This is a genomic window from Kordia periserrulae (genome assembly GCF_003054265.1).
GTDB classification, from domain to species: domain Bacteria; phylum Bacteroidota; class Bacteroidia; order Flavobacteriales; family Flavobacteriaceae; genus Kordia; species Kordia periserrulae.
Map to the genome: position 1 here is coordinate 453,545 of NZ_QBKT01000004.1, position 26,558 is coordinate 480,102.

Genomic DNA, 26,558 nt, shown 5'->3' on the forward strand with positions numbered 1-26,558 from the left:
TTGAAATATTAAAAGATTGAATGATTAAATGATTTATTTAGTGTATAATAATATCGTGTTCCGTCAATAATCCATGAATTTCTTCACGAGAAAATTTTGCTTTTTTAAGATGATTTAGTGCTGGATTCATCGTGTAATTTCGCGCCGACGTAAAATCTGCTTTTTCTAAATTCGTTTGGTCAAATACGGCCGATTTCAAATCGCAATCGTCAAAAACAGCATTTTCCAAGTTGGTTTCTGTAAAATCGACATTTTTTAAGCTTGATGCACTGAATTTTGTTTGCTTCATAGACAATCCCGCAAAGGAAGCCAATTCCAAATTACAAGCGTCAAAACTGACTGAAAACATAAAATCGTTACACACACTAAAATCGACTCCTAGCAACTTGCAATTCACAAATTCAACTTCAGTAAACGACGTACTTTTTATTTTAGCATTGGTCAAATCGCAGATTTCAAACGTACATTCCAAAAACGTCATTGCTGCCATATCTGCCGCTTCAAACTTGCAATTGACAAACGTACAATGGTCATATTCGCCTTTCGGGAATGCTTGTTGCGTATAATCAATTTGGGTAAATGTTTGATTTTGGAAGAATTCTTGACTCATTTTGTATTCGCTTCAAATAGAAATTACGTAGTTTTGCGATGCTGTGAAGATACTGATTTTAGACGAATTTTTCAGTGAAAAAGTATCTTTGAGAACTGACATGACAAATCCTTTTTATTTTTCTAAATAGAAATGATTTGCACGCGAAGAAAAAGTAAATTCAACTAAAAAAACAGAATGGCATTCGCACACGAAACGTACATGAAACGCTGTTTGCAGTTGGCTGCGAATGGTTTGCCTGCTGCCATGCCCAATCCGTCCGTTGGTGCCGTGATTGTGCACAACGACGTCATTATTGGCGAAGGTTATACAAATGCGTATGGCGGAAATCATGCAGAAGTTAATGCTATTGCTTCTGTGCGAGATAAGTCGTTGTTAAAAGAGTCAACTATCTATGTTTCGTTGGAACCGTGTAGTCATTTTGGAAAAACGCCGCCGTGTAGCGATTTAATCATCAAACATCAAATTCCGAAAGTTGTTATTGGCACCATAGATCCGTTTGCCAAAGTGGCGGGACGTGGCGTTCAGAAACTAAAAGATGCTGGGTGTGAAGTTGTGTTGAATGTTTTGAAAGACGAATGTGTCGCTTCCAACAAACGATTTTTTACCTTTCATCAGCACAAACGTCCGTATATTATTTTGAAATGGGCACAGACGCAAGATGGTTTTATTGATAAGATTCGAAACGAAAACGATGCTGTACAACCCAATTGGATTACGAACGAATATTCGCGTCAACTCGTACACAAATGGCGCAGTGAAGAAGCGGCGATTTTGGTAGGAACGAATACAGCCATTACAGACAATCCGAAGCTCAATACACGCGATTGGCAAGGAGAAAATCCTGTGCGAATTGTGTTGGATAGAAGTTTGCGAATTCCAGCAGAATATGCATTGTTGGATGAAACGATTAAAACGATTGTGTTGACCGAAAAAGAGAACGTTTCTAGCGAAAACCGCATCTTTGAAACGATTGATTTCTCTAAAAATCTTCCGCAACAAATTTGCGATGTTTTGTATCGTTACGATTTGCAATCCGTGATTATCGAAGGCGGGAAACAGACTTTACAAACCTTTATTGACGCTAATTTATGGGATGAAGCACGCGTTTTTACAGGAAAAACCGTTTTTCAACAAGGAATTGAAGCGCCCACTTTTACAGGAACTTTACAGTCTCAAAAGAGCATTTCAGACGACACTTTAGAAATCTATACGAATGATTAAAAATATAATTTTCGATTACGGAGATATCTTTATCAATTTGGACAAAACCGCGACCAATCGTGAGTTGTTGCAATTGGGCATTTCGGATTTTACGCCAGAAATGATTTCCAAAAATCAAGCGTACGAAAAAGGATTGATAACAACAGACGAATTTGTCGATTTTTATCATACACAATTCCCGAAAGCGACTAAAAATCAACTAATTGACGCTTGGAACGCTATTTTACTCGATTTTCCAAAACATCGAATGGAATTCATTAAAAATTTAGCGAAAGACAACAACTATCGACTGTTTATTTTAAGCAATACGAACGATTTGCACATTTCATGGATTCAGCAAGATTGGGGCATGGAGTTATATACTGAATTCAAAAACTGTTTTGAGCAGTTCTATCTCTCACACGAAATCCACTTGCGCAAACCTGACGCGAATATTTACGAATTTGTATTACAACAAAACAATTTACAACCTGAAGAAACCATTTTTATTGACGACACGAAAGAAAATACCGAAACAGCCGCTTCACTCGGAATTCACACATGGAATTTAATTCCTGGCAAAGAAGATATCGTTGATTTATTCACACATAAAAAATTATTGTTTTGATATATTTGGCGCTTAGTGTTTTCATTTCCAGTTCGTTATTTGTCATTTTTAAACTGTTTGACAAATATCAAATCAACACATTTCAAGCAATTGTCATCAACTATTTAACGGCTTTCTGCTGCGGATTTTTCTTTTATGGAAATGGTACAACACTCGTTGAAGTTTCACAAAAACCATGGATTGTCGGAGCCATTATTTTAGGTTTTTTGTTCATCTCCATTTTTATGGTCATGGCAACCACAGCGCAACGCAACGGACTTTCCACAGCCTCCGTGGCAAGTAAAATGTCGGTAGTGATTCCTGTAATTTTTGCGGTGATTGTTTATGAAGAAAAACTAAGTTTATTGAAAGTTGCAGGGATTATTTTAGCCTTGCTCGCAGTGTATTTAACGACTGTTAAAAACGATGGCGCTACCTTTAATCGTAAAAAATTACTCTTTCCGTTGCTATTATTTTTAGGTTCTGGAGTTATTGATACCGCTATCAAACACATAGAAACCAAATATTTGGCAGAAGGTGAAGTTCCTATATTTTCGGCGGCAGTATTTGGTTGTGCTTTTATGATTGGAATTGTTGTGGCAATCATTCGACGTGATGTTGTTATTGATGGAAAAACGATTTTAGGAGGCATTGCGTTGGGAATTCCGAATTTTTACTCGATTATATTTTTGCTAAAAGCTTTGCGACCAGAAAATTTGGGAGACAGTTCAACTGTATTTCCCATCAACAACGTCGCCATTGTGATGCTTTCCACTATCTTTGGAATCATTTTGTTTAAAGAAAAACTCATTCCAAAAAACTGGATTGGAATTGTCATCGCGATTATTAGTATTGTGATGATTGCGGTTTCGGCGTAATATTAAAAACTTCGTATTTGGAAATAAAAGACACCTATAAAACCATCGAAAAACCTTCGGAAGAAGTACTGTTTAAAGATCGAAATAGTAAATTCTTTGGCTATGCATTTCCTGTTTCAAATGAAGACGACATTAAAACACATTTAGAAAATTTGAAAAAAAGTCATCATTCGGCGCGGCATTGGTGTTATGCGTGGCAATTGGGGAAAAGCGAACCATTTCGTTTTCGTGCCAATGACGACGGAGAACCTTCTAACAGTGCAGGAATGCCGATTTACGGACAAATTCAGTCGTTTGAAGTTACCAATATTTTAATTGTGGTTGTCCGTTATTTTGGCGGCACCAAATTAGGCGTTGGCGGATTGATAAACGCATACCGAACTGGTGCACAACTAGCATTGGAAGCTGCTGAAATCGTTGAAAAAACTATCAATATTGACTATTTACTCATCTTTGATTACAAAAACATGAACAAAGTCATGCGTGTCATCAAAGAGCGAAACTTAGACATTATCACACAAAAACTAGAACTAGATTGTCGCATTACCATTTCCGTTCGACAAAGCGAAGCGGAACAAGTTTTTGAGTTGTTTACCAATTTGTATGAGATTGAGATTAAAGAGGTTGAATAATCTTAAGTTATATAACTACTTTTTCCTTTTCCCATACCGCACACTCGGCTCACTAACAGACACCTCTTTTGCTAACGTTGATTGCCATTGTTGCTGTGTTGCCATCAAATTGCATAGTTTTTCATGGAAATACACTTGATACCAAAGTGCTTCGGGAAAAGGACTCACACCTTTGTACATACGCTCGGAATGTATCATCAACTTTAAAATAAAATCATCTTGAGGCGCACGGTGATTGTTGATAACTTGACTCAATTGCACAGGCGTAATTCCTATATCTTTTGCAAAAACAGCACGCTTTGCATACAAAGTATCAATATACTGCTGTAAAAACATTGAAAAATAAGACTTTGCTTCATTGACAGGTTGTTTGATAAATTCTTGCATTTGGAATTTTAACTGCAAAAGCTTCGCTTGGACAACTTGACTATTGGACAAACCTTTCATTCGCTGCAAACGCGCTTCCATCAAAGCAGTAGCTTCTGACTGATATTCTTCATGAGAAGCATAACGACTGTCAACTCCGTATTCAGAATCCAAATGTGTATTATGTTCGTTTTTGTTAGTCATGATATTGATGTATCAAGTTAATAATTTCAGGTATTTCAATACTTAGCGTCATTCCTGTAGCGATAAAATTGTACTTTTTGATGTAATGCTGCGCTATTTCTGTTTTAGGACGAAGCGAAACACAAGCCAATTCAGCATATTCTATGATAGCTATTTTAGCTACATGCGCAATTAAGTTTCCAGCGATGTTATCAAACTTTTTATTTTTCCCTTTATTTTCAATAGAAACCGTTAGTAAGCGAATATGTATGCGCCATTCACTCGGAATTTTTTCGAAAGAAACGAGCCCTAATATATCATTTGAACTAAGAATACATAATTTATAGATTTCAAATTCCTTTTCTTGCTTCCAATCAAAAAAGTATCGCTTTTTAGTGATGGTTTTGTAATCGCTAGCTTCAACAGGAATAATTGTTACCTCATGTGATTTTCCTGTTGTGATTTCATTGATTGTCATAAAGATACTATTTTTTTCCTCTTTTAGTAAATTTTAAATCATAAAGTTTCCTTTTTTTGTAAACTTTTTTTAACTATCGCACAAAGACTATTAAAAATACAACTTGAATCATGTATTTTTGACCAAAACCCGACTCTATTTTTAAATCTTTTAAAATATAAAAAGATGAGTTTTAGAAGTCAATTTCAGCTAATTTTTCGAGGATATAATCAGGGCATTTCATAGGACGTTTGGTTTCCATATTTATGAACGCCAAAACTGTGTTAGCTTCTGTAATAATTTCCTTACTTTCGTTTAAAATCACATAATCAAATTCAATCTTAACCGAAGGCAATTTTTTCAGCGTTGTTTGAACCGTCAAAACCTCGTCATAAAACGCTGATTTTTTATAATTAATCTGAATAGAAATTACTGGAAGCATCACGCCCATCTCTTCCATTTCACGGTATGAAATCCCTAAGGCTCTAAGCCACTCAGTCCGCCCCATTTCTATAAACTGCACATAATTCCCATGGTATACTACGCCCATTTGGTCAGTTTCTGCGTAGCGAATTCTTGTTTTAATTTCGTGACTTCTCAAAGTTTTTTATATATTTAGTAAGGTTAACGAATTGTAAAGAAATTGTTTCCAATCATGAGAAAAAATTTTAAGAAATTCAATAGCATTCAAGTTTTTTTTTCACTTTTTTTTTCACATATTTGTTCACGCTAAAAATAAAAGGAGAAAACCCCGAATTTTCTTTTTTTCCTAACCTAAAGAATAACAACTTTTAACAACATTAAATGAGTGTAACTGCGCAATCAGTATGGGATAACTGTCTGTCTTTCATAAAAGACAACATTCAACCACAAGCATATAAAACTTGGTTTGAGCCGATTAAGCCCGTAAAGTTAACGAATAAAGCGCTAAGCATTCAAGTTCCAAGTAAATTTTTTTATGAGTGGTTAGAAGAGCACTACGTAAAGTTGCTCAAAGTAGCGTTGGTTAAAGAATTGGGAAATACGGCTCGTTTGGTATATATCATAAAAATGGAAAATACGTATGGCAATAAAAAGCCATTTACGGAAAAAATTCCCAGTGCCAATCGCAGTAATGTAAAAGCACAAGAAGTAGATGTTCCTATAAAAAACAAAAGCCCTGAACTTAAAAATCCATTTGTAATTCCAGGTATCAGAAATGTTAAGATTGAATCTCAGTTAAATCCAAATTACAACTTTGATAATTTTTTAGAAGGAGACTCGAATCGATTAGCGCGTTCTGCTGGAATGGCTGTAGCCAATAAACCTGGAGGAACATCGTTTAATCCGCTGTTAATTTTTGGTGGCGTTGGTTTGGGCAAAACTCATATTGCACACGCTATTGGTGTAGAAATTAAAGACAAATACCCTGAAAAAACGGTATTGTATATTTCTGCTGAAAAATTCACACAACAATATATTGAATCTGTAAAGAAAAATACACGAAACGATTTTATCCACTTTTATCAGTTGATAGACGTATTAATTATCGATGATGTTCAATTCTTTTCTGGAAAGTCAGGAACACAAGATGTGTTTTTCCACATTTTCAATCACTTACATCAAAATGGCAAGCAAGTAATTTTAACGTCTGACAAAGCACCTGTAGACATGCAAGATATTGAGCAACGCTTACTATCTCGCTTTAAGTGGGGACTTTCTGCCGAATTGCAAACGCCAGATTTTGAAACACGTGTTTCTATCGTAAAAAACAAATTGTATCGTGATGGTGTTGAAATGCCAGACGATATTATAGAATATGTGGCTAAAAATATCAAATCGAATGTTCGTGAGTTGGAAGGCGCTATTATTTCACTCATCGCACAATCATCTTTTAATAAAAAGGAAGTAACGATTGATTTGGCAAAGCAAGTCGTTGAAAAATTTGTGAAAAATACGAAACGTGAAGTTTCCATCGATTATATCCAAAAAGTAGTGTCTGACTATTTCCAAATGGACGTTTCTACACTACAATCTAAAACGAGAAAACGTCACATCGTACAAGCAAGACAATTGGCAATGTTCTTTGCAAAAAAATTCACGAAAGCTTCGTTAGCAAGTATTGGTTCTCAAATCGGAAAGCGCGATCATGCTACAGTATTACACGCTTGTAAAACAGTAGATAATTTATCTTCTACCGATAAGCAATTCCGCAAATACGTTGAAGATTTGACTAAAAAACTTTCGCTGTAAAATTCACTTCATGAAGACGAAAATTTTAATGGTTTGCTTGGGAAATATTTGTCGTTCTCCTTTAGCAGAAGGAATTTTAGCATCCAAATTGGATTCCTCAAAATTTATGGTCGATTCCGCAGGTACTTCGGGTTATCACAATGGCGAACTTCCTGACAAACGCTCGATTGCAACAGCAAAACAACACGGATTAGACATCACCAATCAACGATCGAGAAAATTTACTAAAAATGATTTTCGAGAATTTGATTATATTTTTGCTATGGATGAATCAAATTATGATAATATTCTCGCTTTGGCGGAAACACAAGAAGAACGCGATAAAGTTCACATGATTTTAAATCAAATCTCTCCAAACTCTAACGCAGAAGTTCCCGATCCGTATTATGGTGGCGAGCAAGGTTTTGAAAATGTGTATCAAATGCTTGACGAGGCGTGTTCTATTTTTGCTAAGAAAATTTCATAAAATCTCCCAAAAACAAAGTATCTGCTAATTTTTGTATCTTACTATAAAAATTACCAACCTACTTTGCCATGAAAAAGAAATTATTTTTGCTATTAACACTAGCAATACCTTTAGTAATATCCGCGCAAACTGTAGCTCTTCAACCATTTGCTAGCGGATTTTCCCGACCTATCGACATCAAACATGCGAATGATTCACGATTATTTATTGTAGAACAAGATGGTTTGATTAAAATTTTAAATGCAGACGGAACTACCAACGCAACACCTTTTTTAGACATTGACGCACGCGTCAACTCTTCGGGAAACGAACAAGGCTTACTCGGCTTGGCTTTCGATCCAGATTACGCTACCAACAATCGTTTTTATGTGAATTATATCAATAATAGTGGTAATACCATGATTGCACGTTTTACCACTACATCCAATCCTGATATTGCAGATGCTACGTCTGAAGAAATTCTACTAACTATTTCGCAACCATATTCCAATCACAATGGCGGTTCAATAGCTTTTGGTACTGATGGATTGTTATATATTGCGTTAGGTGACGGCGGAAGTGCGGGCGATCCGCAGAATTACGCACAAAACTTGCAATCGCTCTTAGGGAAAATTATGCGAATTGATGTCAGCGGCGCTACAGGATATACGATTCCTGCTACGAATCCATTTGTGGGAAATCCCGCAGGATTGGATGAAATTTGGTCGTATGGACTTCGAAATCCGTGGAAAATGTCTTTTGACAGTGATAACGGTGAACTTTGGATTGGCGATGTTGGACAAAGCAATCGCGAAGAAATTAACAATGTTCCCATTGTGAATTCAGGATATAATTTTGGTTGGAAATGTTATGAAGGAAATGCCACTTTTGATACTACAGGTTGTCCAGCAGCTTCTAGCATTACATTTCCCGTTGGCGAATATAATTATGGAGGATCTCCTTTTCGTTGCTCCATTACAGGTGGTTATCGATACAGAGGAAGCATGTATCCAAACTTTCAAGGATGGTATATTTTTGCTGATTTTTGTAGCAATGAATTGGGAATGCTAGTGCCCGCAGCAGGAAATACGTGGAATTTATCTTTGACAAGTTCTGGCTTTTCTCCAAACATTTCCACTTTTGGTGAAGATGTAAATAAAGAATTATATGCTGCAGGATTGAATGGCGAAATTTATAAAATATACGATCCAACGCTGAGTATTAACGAAAATTCACTCGCATCGAAGTATGCTATTTTTCCCAATCCCGCGAAAGCGTATTTCCAAATTAACAATCAAACTAATGCTTCTCAGGTACAGGAAGTTATAGTGTTTTCGCTTAGCGGAAGATTTATTTCATCTACAAAAATCACCCAAGAACATCAAAAAATTAGCACCAATCAACTCGCAAAAGGAATCTACATTGTGCAATTAATTTCAAACAATGATACGGTTTCTTATCATAAATTAGTCAAAAATTAGTTTTATTTGTAAATAAACAAACTTTAAACATATGCAACCTCCAAACGGAATTTTGTACTTAATTCCCACTACCTTAGGCGATACCGAGCCATTAGAAGTACTTCCATTATCTGTAAAAAAAGTGATAGAAGACACCAATCATTTTATTGTTGAGAATGAAAAAACAGCACGCCACTTTATTAAAAAGATAACACCTAAAAAAGCACAACCCTTGCTAGAATTGTATGTACTGAACAAATACACACAAGAACAAGAATTGCCTGCTTTTTTGGAAGCTATTTATCAAGGAAAAAATGTAGGTTTATTATCTGAAGCTGGCTGTCCTGGTGTTGCCGACCCAGGTTCAGAGATTGTGAAAATTGCGCATCGTGAAGGAATTCGAGTGGTTCCGTTAGTTGGTCCATCGTCTATTTTAATGGCAATTATGGCTTCTGGCATGAACGGACAAAATTTTGCATTTAACGGTTATCTTCCTATTGATAAAGACGAACGCAAACGCGCTATCAAACAATTGGAAAAACGTGCTGGAGATTTGCAGCAATCGCAAGCATTTATGGAAACTCCGTATAGAAATGACAAGCTTATGACGGATTTGACCGCGATACTTCAAGGAAATACGCGCTTATGTGTTGCCTGCGATGTAACGCTTCCCACAGAATTTATCAAAACCATGACGATTAACGAGTGGAAAAGAAGGGAAATAAGTTTACACAAACGCCCAACGATGTTTGTGATAGATCGCTAACGCTTTTAGATATTAGATCGCTTCGCTACTAGATTTTAGACACGTTAAACTAATAAACACATAAACTTCTAAACTAAAAAACCTCAGCATATTGCTATACTGAGGTCTTTTTTTATAATGTTTACTAAGTTTTGAGTTTACACTCTCGCTTTTGCTTTTCTATTGGCTTTGATAGAGGAAACATCATATCCAGCAAATCGCTTCATATAATATTTCACTGTGGTACCATACGCGTCTGAAAACCCTTGTTTTCCGCCACTTCTAAGGTACTTTTTTACGCTTCCAGGACCTGCTAAATGTGCTGCTGCCAAAATTCCTGACTCAGTCACAATAACACCGTTGATTTGCTTTCCTACGGAGCGTTGAATGTCTTTTCGAAGAATCCACTTATTTCTTGAGGCATTTGCTTCAAAGGCTTTCTCTTGTAGTTTTGGATTGTTTAAGAATGCTTGCGGATTGTAAATTCCGATCATTTCTAACGTTGCTTTTCCAAATTGGTACTTTCCGAGATAACCTAAGGTATTTACCACAAAGTAATTTCCCTGAGATTCTTTGAATGCTACTGCTTCTTTAAAGCCCAAATAACTTTGTCCTGTAAACGGAATTGGTGCTTCTTGGAAGGAGCTGTCATCTGTGGGGTTTACTGTAAAAAGTTCAGATGACTTGGTATTTTTTTTACTTGTATTTTTAAGAACGTTGGCTTCTTTTTTTGAAGTGAAACCTAAACTTATAAATGTCAAAACAGCTACTAAAATTGAAAATTTTATTGCTTTTTTTACCATAAAAATTGATTTCTTTAAGACTTACAAATTCAAGAATTCTGCTTAAAATTTCAGCGTGCAAATATACGACACATTTTTTAAAAACCAAATTTTTATGTTAAAATAGCGTTAAAAGTAGATGTAATGGAACCTGACTTTACCTAAACTATTGATTTCCAATGTTGGAGCCGGAATTTTAATAAAGTTTATAACGCTAAAAACACTCTTTAAAAACTTCGATTTTGTTTCTATTTTGGTCAAATCGACGTCAATACTGAGATAAAACTGCCGAAAACGTTGTAGTTCGGGTAAAATTTCGCGTTGTGTTGTGGTCGTTCCTGCCACTAAATTCTCAGCGCCGTACCCAAAAGCAACGTTAAGCCATTTGGGTATTTTTTTCTGTTTAAAGAACGAATGAATATTGGCACTGAGCCAGTAGGTTTGTCCGTTGTAATCTTTGAGACTTTCTTCCAAAAAGCCACTTCCCAATTTGCTTGGACGAACTTCCGCAAAACGTGTTCGATGAAAAGAATACTTTAGTTTGATGCGTTGTTCATCCCACAATAACTCTTGTCCGACGTATAAGCCTGTTCCGAGTCCATTTGCGAGCACATCTCCCCAAGAAGCTCCCCATTCTGCTGAAAAGCCATCCATGACTTCTACGGCAGTTAAAAAGCCAAATCCGAGCGTTGCCCCATAAATGAGCTGATCTTTTTTAGAAACGCCCGCCCAATCTAGCACTTCTGCGCCAATGTTTCCAACATAATATGCGGCAAATACATGTCCTGCTTTGTCCATTTGCAACCATTCATTGTTGTCATTGATAAAACGAAACGAAGAACGCTCAAAATCGGCATACCAAATTCTGTCCAAACCAACAAGTGTTGCCGTTGCCAGTGAAGCTTCGGTAATCACTACAAAATTACGTCGTGGTTTGTGTAAAGTGTCTGACGCTTGTAAAAAATCTGGTGGTGCTAATTGTCCGAAAAGAAAATTTACACAAAAAAGAAAAAGGAATACACTATAGCGGTTCTTCATGCAGTTGCGCTTTATTATTTAGAAGAAGATTGCACTTTTGCAATAAATTCTTGTGCAGAAGTATTCCAAGGCATTGCGTAGGTGCCAGGCGTTACTGTTACTGAATCTTTCAATATTTCATACAATTCATCTTCCGTTGCCTCTATTTGATTGGAAATGTTTTGCGCTAATTCTTCCGCTGTCTTATTGGCTGGAACTATTACATCTACCCAAGTACTATTGGCAATGAGCACTTTGATAATATCGTTGCTATTCATTCCTTTTTGAATAACGTACTTCCCTCCTTTTACACGATCAATATATCCAACTTTTTTTGCCAAGGTTGTAAAAGATTCAATATCATTTACCAAAGGTTCTAATTCGGCAACAACATCGTTAAATTTAGCATCGGATGGAAGATTTATATAGGCAACTTCATTGTTAAACGCTGTAATTGGTTTAAAAATAGTTTGTGTAATGTTATACATAAAATAGCCACCAATGAGAATTCCAATAATTAAAATTCCAACAATAATACTTCGAATATACATTTAGCTAAGTTTTTGATATAATAATTCATTTTTGAAGTTGCCATTGACAAAATTCCAGTCTTTTTTCACGCCGATTTGTTGAAAACCCGCAGTTTCAAAAAGTTTGATGCTTGCAGCGTTTTCTTCGTCAATGTTTGCATACAGTTGATGTACTTGCAAGTGTTTAAAAGCATAATTACAAACCAACTCTAGTGCTTCTTTGCCATATCCTTTGTGTCGGAATTCGCTTTTCGCGATAAGCAATCCGACACCAACACGTTTGTTTTTAGGATCAAAATCGAACAAATCAATCAAACCAATCGTTTCTTTGTTGTGACTCATCATCACCAAGCGCAATTGCTTGGCTTCGTAAATATCCAAATGTGCATTTTCCAAATATTGCTTGATTAAAAATCGTGAATACGGAGTTTGTGTCGCACTAATTTCCCAGATAGTTTCGTCGTTTTCGATATCGTAGATAAAATCCAAATCTTCGGGCTCTAAAGCGCGTAAATGTAATTTTTCGCCTGTAAGTGTTAGCATAAAATTTCTCCTTTAAATACTTGTGTTGCTTTTCCTTTAAGAAAGATGTTTTTATATGAAGTGCCTACGCGTTCAAAAGAAACTTCCAACATGCCACCTTCTACTTGCAAAACAACATGAGTTGATGCAGTTTCTTTGAGATGATGCATTGCCAGCGCAACAGCGGTAACGCCCGTACCACACGAAAGTGTTTCGTCTTCAACGCCTCTTTCGTAGGTTCGCACTCTAAATTCAGCATCTGAAAGCTTTTTTACAAAATTCACATTGGCACCTTCTTCAAAATACGGCGCGCCATAGCGAATTGCAGCGCCTTCCGTTTTTATGTCAATTTGACTGATATTTTCTGAAAAAGTGACATGATGCGGCGAACCTGTATCTAAAAATACATAATCTGCATGCGTTTCGATTTCAGTTACCTCTTGCATCTGCAAATTGACAACATCGCCTTCAATGGTTGCATAATGTGTTCCATCTATAGCAACGAACGTCGTTTCACGATTGATGATACCGAGAAAATTCGCGAAAGCCACGATACATCTACCGCCATTGCCACACATGGTGCTTTCGTTTCCATCCGAATTGTAATAGACCATTTTGAAATCGTGCGCATCGTCATTTTCTAAAAGAATCAAACCATCAGCGCCGATTCCAAATTTACGGTCACACAACTGCCGAACAAGTTTGGTATCATTTTTGGAAAAAATATGTTGTCGATTATCAATGAGCACAAAATCATTTCCTGTTCCTTGATATTTGTAAAAAGATAGTTTCATTACATCTGTTTGCTACCGACAAAAATACAAATAAAGTATTGATTTTTCTTCGTTGTTAAAGTGTCGTTAAAGTTAAAAAGTGACCACAATAAATATGTAATTTTAAGTGTTAAAAAACGACATAAACACTAAGAATTATCACAAAAAAACAAACAAAAACTAAAAATAGATATGAAAAAATTTGCAAGTTTACTATTGGTTTCTGTTCTAGGCGGCGTCATTAGTATTGGAGCTTATAAATTCTTTTCAGAATCCCCTGAAAAAGTTGAACAAGCTTCCCTTTTTGAAAAAACATCGTACGTTCCTACGAACTTTATCAATACTCCAACAAAAAACAAATCCTCAGAAGCAGCAACTGCAGGAATTGATTTTACGTATGCTGCAGAAAAAACGGTGAATGCTGTAGTTCACGTTAAAAACAAAATTACCACTGTTGCCCCGAGAAGTATTTGGGATTTATACAATGGTACTGGGCGACCACAAACACAGATTGGAACAGGTTCAGGCGTGATTATTTCACCAGATGGACACATTGTTACGAACAATCACGTTATTAAAGGTTCCAACGAAATTCAAGTCACACTTAACAATAACAAAAGTTACGAAGCTTCCCTTATTGGAACCGATCCAAGCATGGATATTGCGTTGTTAAAGATTGAAGCTGACGAAGAGTTGCCGTATATTTCTTTTGGTGATTCTGACAACGCAAAAATTGGCGAGTGGGTGTTGGCGGTTGGAAATCCGTTTAACTTAACCTCTACCGTTACTGCGGGAATTATTAGTGCCAAAGGAAGAGATTTGGACGAAGGTGATAATTTACGTCAATCGTTCATTCAAACCGATGCTGCAGTCAACCCTGGAAACTCTGGTGGTGCTTTAGTGAATACCAATGGTGAATTGATTGGAATCAACACGGCAATTACTTCTCAAACTGGTTCGTATATTGGATATGCGTTTGCCGTACCAAGTAATATTGCACAAAAAATTGTAACCGATTTATTAGAATTTGGCGATGTTCAAAAAGGATTGCTAGGAATATATCCGTTAAAAAGAAATTCTAAATATGCGATTGAAAATGGCTTAAATGAAGTTGATGGTGTGTATGTTGTGGATGTGGATGAAAAATCAGGCGCAGGTTTGGCAGGAATTGAAAGCGGAGATATCATCAAGAAATTGGATGATGTGGAAATTTCTAAATTCTCAGACTTATCGGGCTATTTAAGTTCTAAACGTCCTGGAGATGTTGTAAATGTTACCGTATTGCGCAATGACGACTACAAAACATTTCCTGTTTCCTTAACCAAGGAAAAGCCTGTAACTGTTAAATTAAAAGATATGCAGCTAAAAAGTTTGAGCGCTAGTGAAGCTGCTAAATACGGATTGGAATACGGTTTATTGGTAACGGAAAGTTCTGATGATATTAGCGATATAGGCATCACGCCTGGATATATTTTATTAGAAGTGAATGGCAGCAAAGTGCAATCTGCGCAAGCCTTACAAGCTTTTATAGAAAAATATGGTGAAGACAAAATCCGAACCCTAACATTTAGAAGCACCAACGGACAATACGAGCGTTTTATCTACAACAGATAAAAAGTGCCATCTCTATATGTTAGAAAAGCGAGACACTGTTAACGTGCCTCGCTTTTTTTATTTGACAATTTATTCAAATAGAAATTGTTTCTCCTCAACGAAATAAATATTTAAAAAGCTAAAAATCTGTTGTCTATTTTCTTATTCTTTGCTTGCCCAAAGAAAAGAAACAAAAGAAAGGGCACTTTTCCAGAGGTGTTTTTGATTTTCTCTTTAAGGAGAAAACCAAAACCGCATGAATTTTTCTAAATTTCTTCCAAGGCTTCAGAAATTTTTAACGAAAAATCCTTGCTACACTGCGGAAAAGAAAAAAACTCCATTAATTTTTATGTCAAACTCACGTATGATTAAGTAATTCTATTTTGATAACAAGACTGCCACGTCGTAAACTCCTCGCAGTGACGTTTCTGAGTTTCTTATTTTTAATAGCTGTCACACAAAGAATAGTTTTTATCATATTATTGTAAGCGCAATAAAAAAACTTTTTTATTTATTTACGAAAACGTTTGAAATTATATACTTTTGCGCAAAATTTGTAAACACAACTACACAAACGTAAGACTATGAGTTTTAATGAAATTTACGAAAAGGAACTCACTTTTCAAGCGGATAGACGCCGTGCTACTGTTGAATTTATTAAGAATGTAAGCGATTTATGGTACGATAAATCTATCGAGCTTGTTCTTTTTAGAAATCAACTCATTGACAGAAATGTAAGTGAAATTTTGAATCTTCACGAATATGCTGGTCAATTTGTGCAAAAACCGATCTCCATTTTTGATACGGTAGAAATCGCACAAGCCATTGCAAAGATTGATTTGCCACCATCTAAGATTGATATCGGAAAATTGACGTACGAGTATCATTTAGAAGACAATCAGTACGCCAACGCAACTTCGTTTGTGGTTGACAAATTAAACGATGCTAAAAATACTTCTGAAATCACGCCAAAAGACGTGGTTTTATATGGTTTTGGACGTATTGGTCGTTTGCTTGCTAGAGAATTGATGACACGCACAGGACGCGGAAGTCAATTACGCTTACGCGCGATTGTAACTCGTGGAAAAGTGGATAAAACGGTTTTAGAAAAAAGAGCTTCTCTATTACGCAACGATTCAGTTCATGGAGATTTCCCAGGAACGGTAGGTATTGATGTTGAAAATTCAGCGTTAATCATCAATGGAACTACGGTTCATATCATTTCAGCAAACGGACCAGAAGAAATTGATTATACGGAATACGGAATTAAAGATGCACTCATCATCGATAATACAGGCGCTTTTAGAGATAAAGAAGCGTTGGAAAGACATTTAGTTCCAAACGGAGCTGACAAAGTATTGCTGACAGCGCCAGGAAAAGGTGTTCCAAATATTGTATATGGTGTAAATCATAAAGAGCACAATCCTGATGAAGTAAAAGTTTGGTCTGCCGCTTCTTGTACGACTAATGCGATTACGCCAGTTTTAAAAGTTATTGAAGATTCTTTCGGCTTGCGTCATGGACACTTAGAAACCATTCATGCCTATACCAACGATCAAAATTTGGTAGACAATATGCACAAAAAATACCGTCGTGGTAGAGCTGCCGCTTTGAATATGGTAATTACAGAAACTGGTGCTGGAAGTGCCGTTTCAAAAGCATTGCCTGCATTGGAAGGAAAACTAACCTCAAACGCGATTCGTGTGCCTGTTCCGAATGGTTCATTGGCTATTTTGAACTTGGAAATAGAGAATGCAACTTCTTTAGAAGGCGTCAACACGATTTTAAAAAAATATGCACTAGAAGGTGATTTGGTTGAGCAAATTAAATACGAATTGAGCGACGAATTGGTATCTTCTGACATCGTTGGTTCTTCGGCACCATCTATCTTTGACAGCAAAGCTACTATTGTTCGCGAAGACGGAAAAAACATTATTTTATATGTTTGGTATGACAACGAATACGGCTATTCGCATCAAGTAATGCGATTGGCAAAATACATCTCAAAAGTAAGACGCTATACGTATTATTAATCGATGAAAATATGTATAGAAAAGAGTCTCAAGTTTGAGACTCTTTTTTTGTTGGTAAATCTCTTCCAAATTCACACAATAAATAAAAATATCTTCGTTTATTTGTCAACTCTTATTAATACCTGAAAAGAAGATGAAAGTGAAACAACTATTTATAGTATTCGTACTTAGTTTTTCTATGTTTGCCAATGCGCAAAATGTAGCTAAAAATGCCAATTTAAAATTGCAAGAAGGACCGATTTCGGAGCAATTTGAATTTATTCTTAACAATTCTAACAAGTATCAAAACTACAAAGTCGTAAAGCGTGTTTGGATTGAAGAATTGCAAAAAAATGTAGCCGATTCCATCCAAGAAATCAGAAAAGATTTTGTAGCGGAAGTAGCTAAAGTAGCTTCGCAACAAACAGAAATTGAACAGTTAAAAGCTGACTTAGCTACTGTAAAACAAGAAATTACAGACTTAAACAATGAAAAAGATAGTATTTCTCTGTTAGGTTTGCAATTGAGCAAAAGCACATACCAATCGCTCATGTGGGGAATTATTGGTGTGTTGACAATTTTATGGTTGTTTTTTGCGTACCGATTCAAATCGAGCAACGCTATTACCAAAGAAGCAAAAGCAAAACTCGCTGAAATAGAAGAAGAATTTGAAGAGCACAGAAAACGTGCCTTAGAGCGCGAGCAACAAGTCCGTAGAAAGTTGCAAGATGAACTAAACAAAAACAAAGCTAACCTGAGTAAGTAATGCGAATTGATATCATTTCCGTAGTTCCCGATTTGTTAAAAAGTCCTTTTGAAGCTTCTATTTTAAAAAGGGCAGTTGATAAAGGTATTGTGGAGATTCATCTGCACAATTTACGCGATTACGCTACCGATAATTACAAATCGATTGACGATTATCAATTTGGCGGTGGTGCAGGTATGGTGATGATGGTTGGCCCGATAGATCGTTGTATTTCTGACTTAAAATCGCAACGCGATTACGATGAAGTAATTTATATGACACCTGATGGCAAAACGCTCAATCAAAGCATTGCGAATGAACTTTCGTTAAAAGGAAACATCATCATTTTGTGCGGACATTACAAAGGTGTTGATCAGCGTGTGCGCGATCATTTTATTACTAGAGAAATTTCTATTGGCGATTATGTCCTTTCGGGAGGAGAATTGGGCGCGGCGGTTTTGTGTGATGCAGTCATTCGATTAATTCCTGGTGTGTTGGGCAACGAAACTTCTGCCCTAACCGATTCGTTTCAAGACAACTTATTAGCGCCACCTGTATATACCAGACCTGCAAAATACAACGATTGGGAAGTACCAGAAGTCTTATTATCAGGAAATTTTCCAAAAATAGAAGCTTGGCGCGAAGAAGAAGCGTATAAACGTACTAAAAAATTACGTCCAGATTTGTTGGGGGAATAGGTTTTTTGGGTGTTGGGTGTTGGGTTTTGGGTGTTTGGTGTTTGGTGTTAGGGAAATACTTTTTCGTTTTATATTTTGAGCTTTACATTTTTAACTTCGTTATTCGTTATTCGTTGATTTGTCACTCATAACTTTTTAACATGGTTGCTGGTTAACTTGTTTACACTATTTAGTATTTCAAAACTTAAACTTCTCAACTTATAAACATATAAACTTCATTTGTTGGGTAAACATACTTTTACATTTAAAATTTTGCAGTTTTACATTTTACATTTCTAAATTCAAAACTTCTACTCTGCATTTATGAATTTGAAGATACTTTAGTTTTTAAAGCTTCTGAGTTTACCTACTTTGAAAGCTTATTAACTTCATTTAAATCATAATCATGAAAAAAAGAAATCTAAAGTCGTTGCATTTAAACAAAAAATCAATTTCAAGTTTAGCACAGTTCAAAGCGTATGGAGGACGAGAAGAAAGCATTCTGAGCATTACAACTATAAGTGTTGCTTGGTGTTATTCTGATACTTGCATTTCTACAGTGTATCAAGGTCCTGTACAACCAACATGTGCAAATTGCTAAAAAAGTTCAATTGCTATGTAAAGTCATCCAGAAACCATTTCGCATCTTTGGATGACTTTATATTTTATGACTATTACGATTCTTTAAATTTGAAAAAAAACTTTCAAAATCAAGCACTCATCCTTTTTTTGATTAAAAAAAAAACACAATTTTATAAATACACACTTGTACATTTGCAATAAATACGTATTTTTGCACTCAATTTTGGATTAACCTCTGGCGATAGACGTGCATGTTGATTTGAATTAATCTATATAAAAAGTTTAAAATGGAAGCTTTAATTAAATTTGTACAAGACGAATTTGTAGCAAAAAAAGATTTTCCTGAGTTTGGTGCAGGAGATACTATCACTGTGTATTATGAAATCCGAGAAGGAGAAAAAACACGTACACAGTTCTTTAGAGGTGTTGTAATTCAGCGTAGAGGTTCTGGTTCTTCTGAAACATTTACTATCAGAAAAATGTCAGGAACTGTTGGAGTTGAGCGTATTTTCCCTATCAATTTACCAGCATTACAAAGAATCGAAGTAAACAAAAGAGGAAAAGTTCGTAGAGCACGTATTTTCTACTTTAGAGGTCTTACTGGAAAGAAAGCAAGAATCAAAGAAAGAAGATTCAAATAAAATCTTTCGAAAATATACTTACAAAAAGTCCTGCAATTATGCAGGACTTTTTTTAGTTATGCACAATTGTTCATAACTATGGTTTATATTTTGTTGATTTCTAATTTGTTATATTTCTTGTTTTTTCAAAAACTTATACTACATTTATAAAAGAATTAACAAAAAAAGGTGCAAATCATTTTCTGTGAATTCGAAAGAACGTTCTAAATAGTTGTTATTTTAATAGGTTTTCCGAAAATGATATTTGGGTACAAACATTCATGGAGGAAAATGGAATTCTATTTCTGAGGTAGTTCGCTATCACAGACTCAAGGAATGACGCCGAAACTTATTGGCATTGCTAAGATGCGAATAAAGTGTTGCATGACAAAAGATTCTGCAAAGAGTTCTGAATCATGTAAAAGGACACATCACGAAAGTAGACATGTACAAGTAGGTATGTTAAAAAAACAACAGAAGTAAGTTTTTAATTTAGGTAAAATGCCATAACGTAAAAGCTTATTTCAACCCTGAAGTGTTGGTTTGCATAATGGATTAGCTAAGAAATTGGGAATTCATTTCGTAAAACACATTTCAAAAAAGCCATATCAAGGTAAGCAATTACAATGATATGGCTTTTGTTATATAAAAAATACACCTAACTTCCTATTCTACACGGTCAATCATTACCTAATTTTCACTTCATTTTGTATATTTGCCTTTCGTAAAAATTACTTCAAATTATATTCAACATACAATATGGCAAAATCAACAAAGATTATCTACACGAAAACTGATGAAGCACCAGCATTAGCAACACATTCCTTACTACCCATTGTAAAAGCATACACTGCGTCATCAGGCATCGACATTGAAACAAAAGATATTTCTTTAGCAGGAAGAGTTTTAGCAAATTTCTCTGAATATTTAACGCCAGAGCAACGCGTTTCTGATGCATTAGCAGAATTGGGAGAATTGGCAAAAAAACCAGAAGCAAACATCATCAAACTACCAAATATCAGTGCTTCTGTTCCGCAATTAAAAGCCACTATTTCCGAATTACAAGCCAAAGGGTTTGCCATTCCGAATTATCCAGAAGAGCCTAAAACCGATGAAGAAAAAGCTATTTTAGCAAGCTATAACAAAGTAAAAGGTTCTGCGGTAAATCCTGTATTACGCGAAGGAAACTCCGATCGTAGAGCGCCAAAAGCCGTAAAAAACTACGCAAAGAAAAATCCTCACCGTATGGGCGCATGGTCGCCCGACTCTGAAACGCATGTAGCAACTATGAGTGCTGGAGATTTCCGCTCAAATGAAAAATCAGTAACTATCAAAAATGCTACCACTGTAAATATTGAGCATACAGACAGCAACGGAAATAAAACGATTTTAAAAGAAGGAATTCCGTTATTGGAAGGTGAAGTCATTGATGCTACGGTAATGAGCAAAAAAGCATTATTATCTTTTCTAGAAAGAGAAATTGCGGATACAAAAGACAAAGGCATTTTGTTTTCACTACACATGAAAGCTACCATGATGAAAGTGAGCGATCCAATTATTTTTGGACATGCCGTTCGTGTATATTTTGCAGATTTATTCGAAAAACACCAAGCTACTTTTGAAGAAATTGGTGTTGATGTCAACAATGGTTTTGGAAACTTATTAAACAATCTTGAAGAATTATCTCCAGATAAGAAAGCAGAAATTGTCGGCGATATTGCGGTGGCGATGGAAAATGGTCCAGATATCGCAATGGTAAACTCCGACAAAGGAATTACCAACTTACACGTACCAAGTGATGTGATTATTGATGCTTCTATGCCAGCAATGATTCGCGACTCAGGAAAAATGTGGAACGCAGACGGAAAAAGACAAGATACAAAAGCGGTCATTCCTGATAGCAGTTACGCTGCACTATACGAGGTTACGATTGATTTCTGCAAAAAACACGGCGCATTTGACCCAACAACGATGGGAACTGTGCCAAATGTTGGACTAATGGCGCAAAAAGCAGAAGAATACGGTTCGCACGACAAAACGTTTGAAATTCCAGCCGATGGAACTGTTCGCATTGTAGATGTAGCAGGAAACGTATTGACAGAACATGTTGTTGAAACTGGTGATATTTGGAGAATGTGCCAAGTAAAAGATGCACCAATTCGCGACTGGGTAAAACTTGCTGTAAACAGAGCTGCCGCAACAGGTTGGCCAACAGTTTTCTGGCTAGATGCAGAAAGAGCACACGATGCTGAATTGATTAAAAAAGTAAATCTATACCTAAAAGATCACGATACAGAAGGATTAGATATTCGCATTCTACCATTAGCAGAAGCAACACAATTCACGCTAGAGCGTATCAAAAAAGGAGAAAATACCATTTCAGTTACCGGAAACGTATTGCGCGATTACCTAACGGATTTATTCCCGATTTTAGAATTAGGAACCAGTGCAAAAATGTTATCGATTGTACCACTAATGAATGGCGGCGGATTGTTTGAAACAGGCGCTGGTGGATCGGCTCCAAAACACGTGCAACAATTCACGGAAGAAGGACATTTACGCTGGGATTCCTTAGGTGAATTCCTAGCATTAGCCGTTTCACTAGAGCATCTAGGAACAAATTATGACAATGAAAAAGCAATCATTCTCTCGGAAACCTTGGATGATGCGACGGACAAGTTCTTAGAAAACAAAAAATCCCCTTCACGCAAAGTAAATGAACTAGATAATAGAGGAAGTCACTTCTACTTAGCCTTATATTGGGCGCAAGCATTGGCTGCACAAGACAAAGATGCAGAATTAAAAGCTCACTTCACTCCTATTGCTGCACAATTAGCGGAAAACGAAGAAAAAATTATCAAAGAATTGAATGATGCGCAAGGTTCGCCAATGGATATCGGCGGCTACTACATGCCAAGCGACGAATTAACGTCAAAAGCAATGCGTCCAAGCGAAACGTTCAACGCAATTTTGAATTCAATTTCATAAAACAAACACATAACCTAACGAAAAAGCTCCTTGAGAACAAGGAGCTTTTTTTATTTAGCAAAGCAACCAAAAGCAGCAACTTTTACATTTGAAATTTGAGTGTTGTTTAAAATATACTGGCATTGGTAGTAGCACCAATACCAGTATATTCGATAGTTCTAAGGAAAAAGTGATATGTGCCTACATTCTTCAATGATGGAATATCAATATTTTTTGTAATGCAAAGCGTTACTATTAGTTTATTAGCAATCGCTTTGTCGTCTTTGTACCATTTGATTCAATACGCATCAAATACGTTCCTGCTGATAGGTCTGACACTGGAATTGTCGATAAACTATACACTTCTTTTTGTAATTGACCTAGCATTGAATAGATTTTGACACTTTCAATGTTATTGATACCAGTAATATACACTACATTAGAAGAAGGATTAGGAAATACTTTTATTTGAGTAAGGGTTCTGTCTGACGTACCTAAGGTTCCGCCGAATTCAAAAGCACCTGCATCTACAACACCTTCTCTTGAATATCCTCTTTGATCTACTGAAGGCAGCGTTATCCCTGTTGTTGCTGTACAGAAATCATCTGCCGTACTGTTTCCATCAATAGCAAATACAAGAGTGTCACCACCTTGATCTGTTAAGCCAGTTGTGATTCCTGCAAACGTAGCGGTTCTTCCTTTTTCATTATTTTTTGCAACATCATCAATAATTGCAGTGGGAGCAGCGTTCAATCCACCTAAGATTGAGTTTACAACATCCGTTGTATTCGAATTGGCAAAGTTAATCGCTTTAGTCGCGATATCGTCCGTATATACTACGATAGAATTATAAATACTAAAGTTGGTCACTGCTGCAGAGCCGAATTGAATTCCAGATTTATTTAGTGCTGCATGCGAGTTACCATAAAAAGTAGCATGTACTAATTTGAGCGTTATATTACCAATTGTATTATTTACAGTCCACGGTCTAGATGCTGAAAATATAGCACCGCCGCCATTTCCGCCAGAAGCACTGGTAGCTGTATTGTTTGAAACTGTCGTATTTGTGATATTTACATCTATTAACCAATCGTTTCCAAAGTTAGGATTTCCATTAATGTATATAGCACCTCCGTTACGACCTGTATTGGAATCTATCAGAGACTGTTCAATATCTATCACACTATTAAGGTTGGAAGCATTGTTTGGTGCTGCTAATATTGCACCTCCATCTTGAGTTGACGTATTATTTTGTATGGTACAGCCAATAATAGTTGCCACCGTTCCTGCAAGACCAATTCCGCCACCATTATTTGTACAGTAATTGTTTTCTATGATGAGGTTTGAAAGTGTCACTGAGCCAGTTACTTTATCAACAAAAATACCGCCACCATTGTCGGAGATATTACCATGACGAATCCCTAAGTTTTCAACACTTATGTTAAAGTTTCCTTCATCCAAACTTAGTACACGCGTTCCCGTACCGTCTGAGGCAGGAGCTGCAGCAGCTTGTATGATATCGATTGTAGGATCGGTTCCTCTGAGTGTGAGGCTTTTTTGAATGGTTACCGATTCTGTATGAACGCCTGTTATAAGAATGACATCTGACGGATTTGTAGAAGCATCAACAGCTGCTTGAATGGTGACATAAGGATTGCCTCCATAGGGATTTCCCTGTATATTTACTGTTTGAGCATATCCCAAACTAGAACAAAATATAAAAAGTAAAAGCGTAGTTATTTGTTTCATAATCGTTGGTTTTTATAGTTAGTTGCGTTTTGATTTTTTATAAGCATTCCAAGCTTTCATTTTTTCTTTTCCCAATAAGTTTTTCATTTTATTGTAGGTGTTTTTTCCATTAGCTTTTAGCTTTTCTTTTTTTATCTCAGGCTGATCTGCATACATTTTTCTTATCTTTTTTGCTGTGCTGAATTTTTCTAATTGAATTTCGTAAACTCCTTTAGATTCTTCCGCAGTAAGATTGAGCACTTTTGTGATATTATCTGTAAATTTTTGTGCTTTTTTTTCTGGATTTTGTGCGATTGCAGATGTGAATCCCATCAAAAAAAGAACTAAGCATATCGTTTTAAGTGTTTTCATAATATGTTCGTTGATTTGAATTTTCTATGAGTTGAAATTAACGAGTATCGATAAACTAACGGTTTAACTATAAATCGTAGAGGTATAAAATCTGACCAGAATAGTATTTACAAGGTTTTTAAGAGATTTTTACATGTCATTTTATTTCTTTTGAACATGATAAGATATATTACCACAGTAAATCGTAATTCGTAAAACATCGTATTCTTAAGTTAAAAAGCAATAGACTTAATCAATGTTAGGATTTGACGAAACTTCAATAAGTGGTACAGGCCATGTGTAATCTTCTGGTCCTCTTGCACCAACAGTATTTCCCCAAGCAATTCTGCAATATTCATCATACACACCTAAACGAGTTAAATCGAAAAAGCGATGTCCTTCCATGTGCAATTCAACACCGCGTTCTCTTAAAAGCTCTTCGCGGAAATCTTCCATTGTGAGTCCTGAATAATCCACATCGCCCAATCCTACTCGATTTCGTAGTGCATTAATATCTGGATTGGCTAAGGCAGGATTTTGATTGAGTTCTGCTAACGCTTCTGCGCGAAGCAAGTATACATCTGCCAATCTTATGACATGCCAGTTTTGCTGACTTGTATATTCAGTGGTCGCATCGGTGTCAATATATTTTCCTGTGAAGGTTACAAATAAATTTCCTACCGTAGTTCCATCTGATAATCTTGTGCGCATATAACCTGTTAAGCCTGAACCCAGTTGGTATGTGAATGTTTCATCTTGATATGAATTGATGACAATATCCGCGTAGCGAGGATCAAATTTATCAATACTATTGTTCACAAACGCAGGACGAAATCTGTTAACTCCTCCAAAACCACCGCCACTAAGACCAGCGTTTCTTGGACTATACAAGTTAGAAACCGCTGTTCCTTGTCCTGCAATAGAAGCGCCTTGAATTTCGAATAACATTTCAGGATTGTTTCCATTGGTGGCTTCAAAAATACTTTGATACTCTTGAAGATTAGTTGTTAACGCATAATACGGCTCTTGAAGCGTTGCGTTTGCTTCATCAATTGCTTTTTGATAATAAAATGATGGTGTGTTTGAAAGCACTAAATAGTTTGAATTACCTTCAACACCTGCTTGCGCTGTTCGTAACGATGACGCCATTTGCACATACACTTTGGCAAGCATCGCATGGGCAGCAGCTTTGGTCACTCTTCCTACTTCGTTCGTTGTACCGTTTCTCACTTCGTTAAAGCCCCAACAATGCTGAGCAGCAAATTCTAAATCTGCAATAATAACGTTGTAAATATCTTCCAAAGGAGAAAGCGGTAAGCCTTCTTCACCAGAGGTCACAGGAGTGGTTCGCAATGGTACTTCGCCATAACATCTCACCAAATTGAAATAGTTTAAGGCTCTTAAAAAGCGAGCTTCTCCTATAATTCTCAATCGTAATTCTTCATCCATTTGTGGTACCTCTGGAACTCTAGCAATCACGTTGTTTGCATCTTTAATACACGCATAAATGTCAATCCAAGTTCGCTCAATTAGCGGTTCAGCGGAGGTGATAGTTCCTCTTCTAAAATCTCCGTGATTAAAACTTGATGGTCCTTGATCGGACGCTGCATGCAAATTTGATAAAAACTGCTGTCGGTAGTATCCATTCTGACTTTTGAGCTGCGCATACGCTCCAGACAATCCAGCTAAAGCATCCGATTCATTTTGATAAAACTCGTCAATATTTATTTGCGTTAATGGCTCTTCTTCTAGGTATTCACAACTCGAAAAAGTGATGCTACTTACAAGTAGTATGAATGTTATTTTTAGGTTGGAGATATGTATGTTTTTCATTGTAGCAA

At 36.2% G+C, this 26,558-nt stretch carries 27 protein-coding genes; 15 read left to right on the top strand and 12 right to left on the bottom strand.

Annotation, left to right across the window (positions count from 1 at the left end):
• Positions 1 to 37 precede the first annotated feature (37 nt).
• Positions 38 to 610 carry a pentapeptide repeat-containing protein gene (locus tag C8N46_RS10875; RefSeq protein ID WP_108114916.1) on the bottom strand — a complete coding sequence of 191 codons (573 nt, stop codon included), beginning with the start codon at positions 608 to 610 and terminating at the stop codon, positions 38 to 40.
• Between the two features lie 177 nt (positions 611 to 787).
• Here C8N46_RS10875 and ribD point away from each other — a divergent pair, with 177 nt between their 5' ends.
• From ribD to C8N46_RS10895, 4 genes are read left to right on the top strand one after another with little or no spacing between them, the layout of a single operon-like run.
• Positions 788 to 1,834: a bifunctional diaminohydroxyphosphoribosylaminopyrimidine deaminase/5-amino-6-(5-phosphoribosylamino)uracil reductase RibD gene (gene ribD / locus C8N46_RS10880; protein WP_245896818.1), complete on the top strand. Its 1,047-nt coding sequence runs from the start codon at positions 788 to 790 to the stop codon at positions 1,832 to 1,834.
• Positions 1,827 to 2,441 (top strand): HAD family hydrolase, encoded by a 615-nt coding sequence (locus C8N46_RS10885; RefSeq protein WP_108114918.1) that lies wholly within the window; start codon positions 1,827 to 1,829, stop codon positions 2,439 to 2,441. The genes ribD and C8N46_RS10885 overlap by 8 nt, the downstream gene beginning before the upstream one ends.
• A complete protein-coding gene (locus tag C8N46_RS10890; protein WP_108114919.1) occupies positions 2,438 to 3,298 on the top strand; it encodes a DMT family transporter in 861 nt (286 codons plus the stop codon). Before C8N46_RS10885 ends, C8N46_RS10890 begins: the two co-directional genes overlap by 4 nt.
• A gap of 17 nt (positions 3,299 to 3,315) precedes the next feature.
• The gene (locus C8N46_RS10895; protein ID WP_108114920.1) at positions 3,316 to 3,930 is read left to right on the top strand and encodes an IMPACT family protein; all 615 of its coding nucleotides are present in this window, start codon (positions 3,316 to 3,318) and stop codon (positions 3,928 to 3,930) included.
• Between the two features lie 15 nt (positions 3,931 to 3,945).
• Here C8N46_RS10895 and C8N46_RS10900 read toward each other — a convergent pair whose 3' ends face one another.
• The 3 genes from C8N46_RS10900 to C8N46_RS10910 all read right to left on the bottom strand — a co-directional run bounded on the left by C8N46_RS10900 (position 3,946) and on the right by C8N46_RS10910 (position 5,537).
• Positions 3,946 to 4,500: a hypothetical protein gene (locus C8N46_RS10900; RefSeq protein ID WP_108114921.1), complete on the bottom strand. Its 555-nt coding sequence runs from the start codon at positions 4,498 to 4,500 to the stop codon at positions 3,946 to 3,948.
• Positions 4,493 to 4,957, bottom strand: a complete 465-nt coding sequence (locus C8N46_RS10905) for an N-acetyltransferase (RefSeq protein WP_108114922.1) — start codon at positions 4,955 to 4,957, stop codon at positions 4,493 to 4,495. The genes C8N46_RS10900 and C8N46_RS10905 overlap by 8 nt, the downstream gene beginning before the upstream one ends.
• A gap of 172 nt (positions 4,958 to 5,129) precedes the next feature.
• Entirely contained in the window at positions 5,130 to 5,537 is a 408-nt protein-coding gene (locus tag C8N46_RS10910) for an acyl-CoA thioesterase (RefSeq protein WP_108114923.1), read from the bottom strand.
• A gap of 203 nt (positions 5,538 to 5,740) precedes the next feature.
• On the opposite strand from C8N46_RS10910, the gene dnaA reads away from it, so the two are divergent.
• From dnaA to C8N46_RS10930, 4 genes are all read left to right on the top strand, one after another.
• The gene (gene dnaA / locus C8N46_RS10915) at positions 5,741 to 7,168 is read left to right on the top strand and encodes a chromosomal replication initiator protein DnaA (protein WP_108114924.1); all 1,428 of its coding nucleotides are present in this window, start codon (positions 5,741 to 5,743) and stop codon (positions 7,166 to 7,168) included.
• Positions 7,169 to 7,178: 10 nt separating this feature from the next.
• A complete protein-coding gene (locus C8N46_RS10920; protein WP_108114925.1) occupies positions 7,179 to 7,634 on the top strand; it encodes a low molecular weight protein-tyrosine-phosphatase in 456 nt (151 codons plus the stop codon).
• A gap of 68 nt (positions 7,635 to 7,702) precedes the next feature.
• Positions 7,703 to 9,094 carry a PQQ-dependent sugar dehydrogenase gene (locus C8N46_RS10925; protein WP_108114926.1) on the top strand — a complete coding sequence of 464 codons (1,392 nt, stop codon included), beginning with the start codon at positions 7,703 to 7,705 and terminating at the stop codon, positions 9,092 to 9,094.
• 31 nt (positions 9,095 to 9,125) lie between these two features.
• Positions 9,126 to 9,839 carry an SAM-dependent methyltransferase gene (locus C8N46_RS10930; protein ID WP_108114927.1) on the top strand — a complete coding sequence of 238 codons (714 nt, stop codon included), beginning with the start codon at positions 9,126 to 9,128 and terminating at the stop codon, positions 9,837 to 9,839.
• Positions 9,840 to 9,976: 137 nt separating this feature from the next.
• Here C8N46_RS10930 and C8N46_RS10935 read toward each other — a convergent pair whose 3' ends face one another.
• The 5 genes from C8N46_RS10935 to dapF form a co-directional block, all read right to left on the bottom strand.
• Positions 9,977 to 10,621: a hypothetical protein gene (locus tag C8N46_RS10935; RefSeq protein ID WP_108114928.1), complete on the bottom strand. Its 645-nt coding sequence runs from the start codon at positions 10,619 to 10,621 to the stop codon at positions 9,977 to 9,979.
• Positions 10,622 to 10,729: 108 nt separating this feature from the next.
• Positions 10,730 to 11,638, bottom strand: a complete 909-nt coding sequence (locus C8N46_RS10940; RefSeq protein WP_108114929.1) for a DUF2279 domain-containing protein — start codon at positions 11,636 to 11,638, stop codon at positions 10,730 to 10,732.
• Positions 11,639 to 11,652: 14 nt separating this feature from the next.
• Positions 11,653 to 12,168, bottom strand: a complete 516-nt coding sequence (locus tag C8N46_RS10945) for an endolytic transglycosylase MltG (RefSeq protein WP_108114930.1) — start codon at positions 12,166 to 12,168, stop codon at positions 11,653 to 11,655.
• Complete coding sequence (locus tag C8N46_RS10950; RefSeq protein ID WP_108114931.1) at positions 12,169 to 12,690, bottom strand: GNAT family N-acetyltransferase; 522 nt, start codon at positions 12,688 to 12,690, stop codon at positions 12,169 to 12,171.
• Complete coding sequence (gene dapF, locus C8N46_RS10955; RefSeq protein ID WP_108114932.1) at positions 12,684 to 13,463, bottom strand: diaminopimelate epimerase; 780 nt, start codon at positions 13,461 to 13,463, stop codon at positions 12,684 to 12,686. Before dapF ends, C8N46_RS10950 begins: the two co-directional genes overlap by 7 nt.
• A gap of 171 nt (positions 13,464 to 13,634) precedes the next feature.
• Between dapF and C8N46_RS10960 the strand changes: the two genes are divergently transcribed.
• From C8N46_RS10960 to C8N46_RS10995, 7 genes are all read left to right on the top strand, one after another.
• Positions 13,635 to 15,056, top strand: a complete 1,422-nt coding sequence (locus C8N46_RS10960) for a S1C family serine protease (protein ID WP_108114933.1) — start codon at positions 13,635 to 13,637, stop codon at positions 15,054 to 15,056.
• Between the two features lie 563 nt (positions 15,057 to 15,619).
• The gene (locus tag C8N46_RS10965) at positions 15,620 to 17,068 is read left to right on the top strand and encodes a glyceraldehyde-3-phosphate dehydrogenase (RefSeq protein WP_108114934.1); all 1,449 of its coding nucleotides are present in this window, start codon (positions 15,620 to 15,622) and stop codon (positions 17,066 to 17,068) included.
• A gap of 133 nt (positions 17,069 to 17,201) precedes the next feature.
• The gene (locus C8N46_RS10970) at positions 17,202 to 17,813 is read left to right on the top strand and encodes a tRNA (guanine-N1)-methyltransferase (protein WP_108114935.1); all 612 of its coding nucleotides are present in this window, start codon (positions 17,202 to 17,204) and stop codon (positions 17,811 to 17,813) included.
• On the top strand, positions 17,813 to 18,490 hold the full coding sequence (trmD, locus tag C8N46_RS10975; protein WP_108114936.1) for a tRNA (guanosine(37)-N1)-methyltransferase TrmD: 678 nt from the start codon (positions 17,813 to 17,815) through the stop codon (positions 18,488 to 18,490). Before C8N46_RS10970 ends, trmD begins: the two co-directional genes overlap by 1 nt.
• A gap of 385 nt (positions 18,491 to 18,875) precedes the next feature.
• Positions 18,876 to 19,070: a hypothetical protein gene (locus C8N46_RS10980; RefSeq protein ID WP_108114937.1), complete on the top strand. Its 195-nt coding sequence runs from the start codon at positions 18,876 to 18,878 to the stop codon at positions 19,068 to 19,070.
• A 268-nt stretch (positions 19,071 to 19,338) separates the two neighbouring features.
• A complete protein-coding gene (rplS, locus tag C8N46_RS10990) occupies positions 19,339 to 19,692 on the top strand; it encodes a 50S ribosomal protein L19 (protein ID WP_108114939.1) in 354 nt (117 codons plus the stop codon).
• Positions 19,693 to 20,430: 738 nt separating this feature from the next.
• Complete coding sequence (locus C8N46_RS10995; protein WP_108114940.1) at positions 20,431 to 22,659, top strand: NADP-dependent isocitrate dehydrogenase; 2,229 nt, start codon at positions 20,431 to 20,433, stop codon at positions 22,657 to 22,659.
• A 234-nt stretch (positions 22,660 to 22,893) separates the two neighbouring features.
• On the opposite strand, the gene C8N46_RS11000 is transcribed toward C8N46_RS10995, so the two are convergent.
• From C8N46_RS11000 to C8N46_RS11010, 3 genes are all read right to left on the bottom strand, one after another.
• Positions 22,894 to 24,387 (bottom strand): T9SS type A sorting domain-containing protein, encoded by a 1,494-nt coding sequence (locus C8N46_RS11000; RefSeq protein ID WP_108114941.1) that lies wholly within the window; start codon positions 24,385 to 24,387, stop codon positions 22,894 to 22,896.
• 18 nt (positions 24,388 to 24,405) lie between these two features.
• The gene (locus C8N46_RS11005) at positions 24,406 to 24,738 is read right to left on the bottom strand and encodes a hypothetical protein (RefSeq protein ID WP_146169799.1); all 333 of its coding nucleotides are present in this window, start codon (positions 24,736 to 24,738) and stop codon (positions 24,406 to 24,408) included.
• Between the two features lie 228 nt (positions 24,739 to 24,966).
• A complete protein-coding gene (locus tag C8N46_RS11010; protein ID WP_108114943.1) occupies positions 24,967 to 26,550 on the bottom strand; it encodes a RagB/SusD family nutrient uptake outer membrane protein in 1,584 nt (527 codons plus the stop codon).
• Positions 26,551 to 26,558 lie beyond the last annotated feature (8 nt).

Coding starts and splice junctions, on each gene's coding strand:
- C8N46_RS10900 (WP_108114921.1), bottom strand. CDS start 4,500: ATGACTAACAAAAACGAACATAATACACATTTGGATTCTGAATACGGA.
- trmD (WP_108114936.1), top strand. CDS start 17,813: ATGCGAATTGATATCATTTCCGTAGTTCCCGATTTGTTAAAAAGTCCT.
- ribD (WP_245896818.1), top strand. CDS start 788: ATGGCATTCGCACACGAAACGTACATGAAACGCTGTTTGCAGTTGGCT.
- C8N46_RS10995 (WP_108114940.1), top strand. CDS start 20,431: ATGGCAAAATCAACAAAGATTATCTACACGAAAACTGATGAAGCACCA.
- C8N46_RS10970 (WP_108114935.1), top strand. CDS start 17,202: ATGAAAGTGAAACAACTATTTATAGTATTCGTACTTAGTTTTTCTATG.
- C8N46_RS10945 (WP_108114930.1), bottom strand. CDS start 12,168: ATGTATATTCGAAGTATTATTGTTGGAATTTTAATTATTGGAATTCTC.
- C8N46_RS10940 (WP_108114929.1), bottom strand. CDS start 11,638: ATGAAGAACCGCTATAGTGTATTCCTTTTTCTTTTTTGTGTAAATTTT.
- C8N46_RS10885 (WP_108114918.1), top strand. CDS start 1,827: ATGATTAAAAATATAATTTTCGATTACGGAGATATCTTTATCAATTTG.
- dnaA (WP_108114924.1), top strand. CDS start 5,741: ATGAGTGTAACTGCGCAATCAGTATGGGATAACTGTCTGTCTTTCATA.
- C8N46_RS10925 (WP_108114926.1), top strand. CDS start 7,703: ATGAAAAAGAAATTATTTTTGCTATTAACACTAGCAATACCTTTAGTA.
- C8N46_RS10960 (WP_108114933.1), top strand. CDS start 13,635: ATGAAAAAATTTGCAAGTTTACTATTGGTTTCTGTTCTAGGCGGCGTC.
- C8N46_RS11010 (WP_108114943.1), bottom strand. CDS start 26,550: ATGAAAAACATACATATCTCCAACCTAAAAATAACATTCATACTACTT.
- dapF (WP_108114932.1), bottom strand. CDS start 13,463: ATGAAACTATCTTTTTACAAATATCAAGGAACAGGAAATGATTTTGTG.
- C8N46_RS10875 (WP_108114916.1), bottom strand. CDS start 610: ATGAGTCAAGAATTCTTCCAAAATCAAACATTTACCCAAATTGATTAT.
- C8N46_RS10920 (WP_108114925.1), top strand. CDS start 7,179: ATGAAGACGAAAATTTTAATGGTTTGCTTGGGAAATATTTGTCGTTCT.
- C8N46_RS10980 (WP_108114937.1), top strand. CDS start 18,876: ATGAAAAAAAGAAATCTAAAGTCGTTGCATTTAAACAAAAAATCAATT.
- C8N46_RS11000 (WP_108114941.1), bottom strand. CDS start 24,387: ATGAAACAAATAACTACGCTTTTACTTTTTATATTTTGTTCTAGTTTG.
- C8N46_RS11005 (WP_146169799.1), bottom strand. CDS start 24,738: ATGAAAACACTTAAAACGATATGCTTAGTTCTTTTTTTGATGGGATTC.
- C8N46_RS10950 (WP_108114931.1), bottom strand. CDS start 12,690: ATGCTAACACTTACAGGCGAAAAATTACATTTACGCGCTTTAGAGCCC.
- rplS (WP_108114939.1), top strand. CDS start 19,339: ATGGAAGCTTTAATTAAATTTGTACAAGACGAATTTGTAGCAAAAAAA.
- C8N46_RS10965 (WP_108114934.1), top strand. CDS start 15,620: ATGAGTTTTAATGAAATTTACGAAAAGGAACTCACTTTTCAAGCGGAT.
- C8N46_RS10930 (WP_108114927.1), top strand. CDS start 9,126: ATGCAACCTCCAAACGGAATTTTGTACTTAATTCCCACTACCTTAGGC.
- C8N46_RS10905 (WP_108114922.1), bottom strand. CDS start 4,957: ATGACAATCAATGAAATCACAACAGGAAAATCACATGAGGTAACAATT.
- C8N46_RS10935 (WP_108114928.1), bottom strand. CDS start 10,621: ATGGTAAAAAAAGCAATAAAATTTTCAATTTTAGTAGCTGTTTTGACA.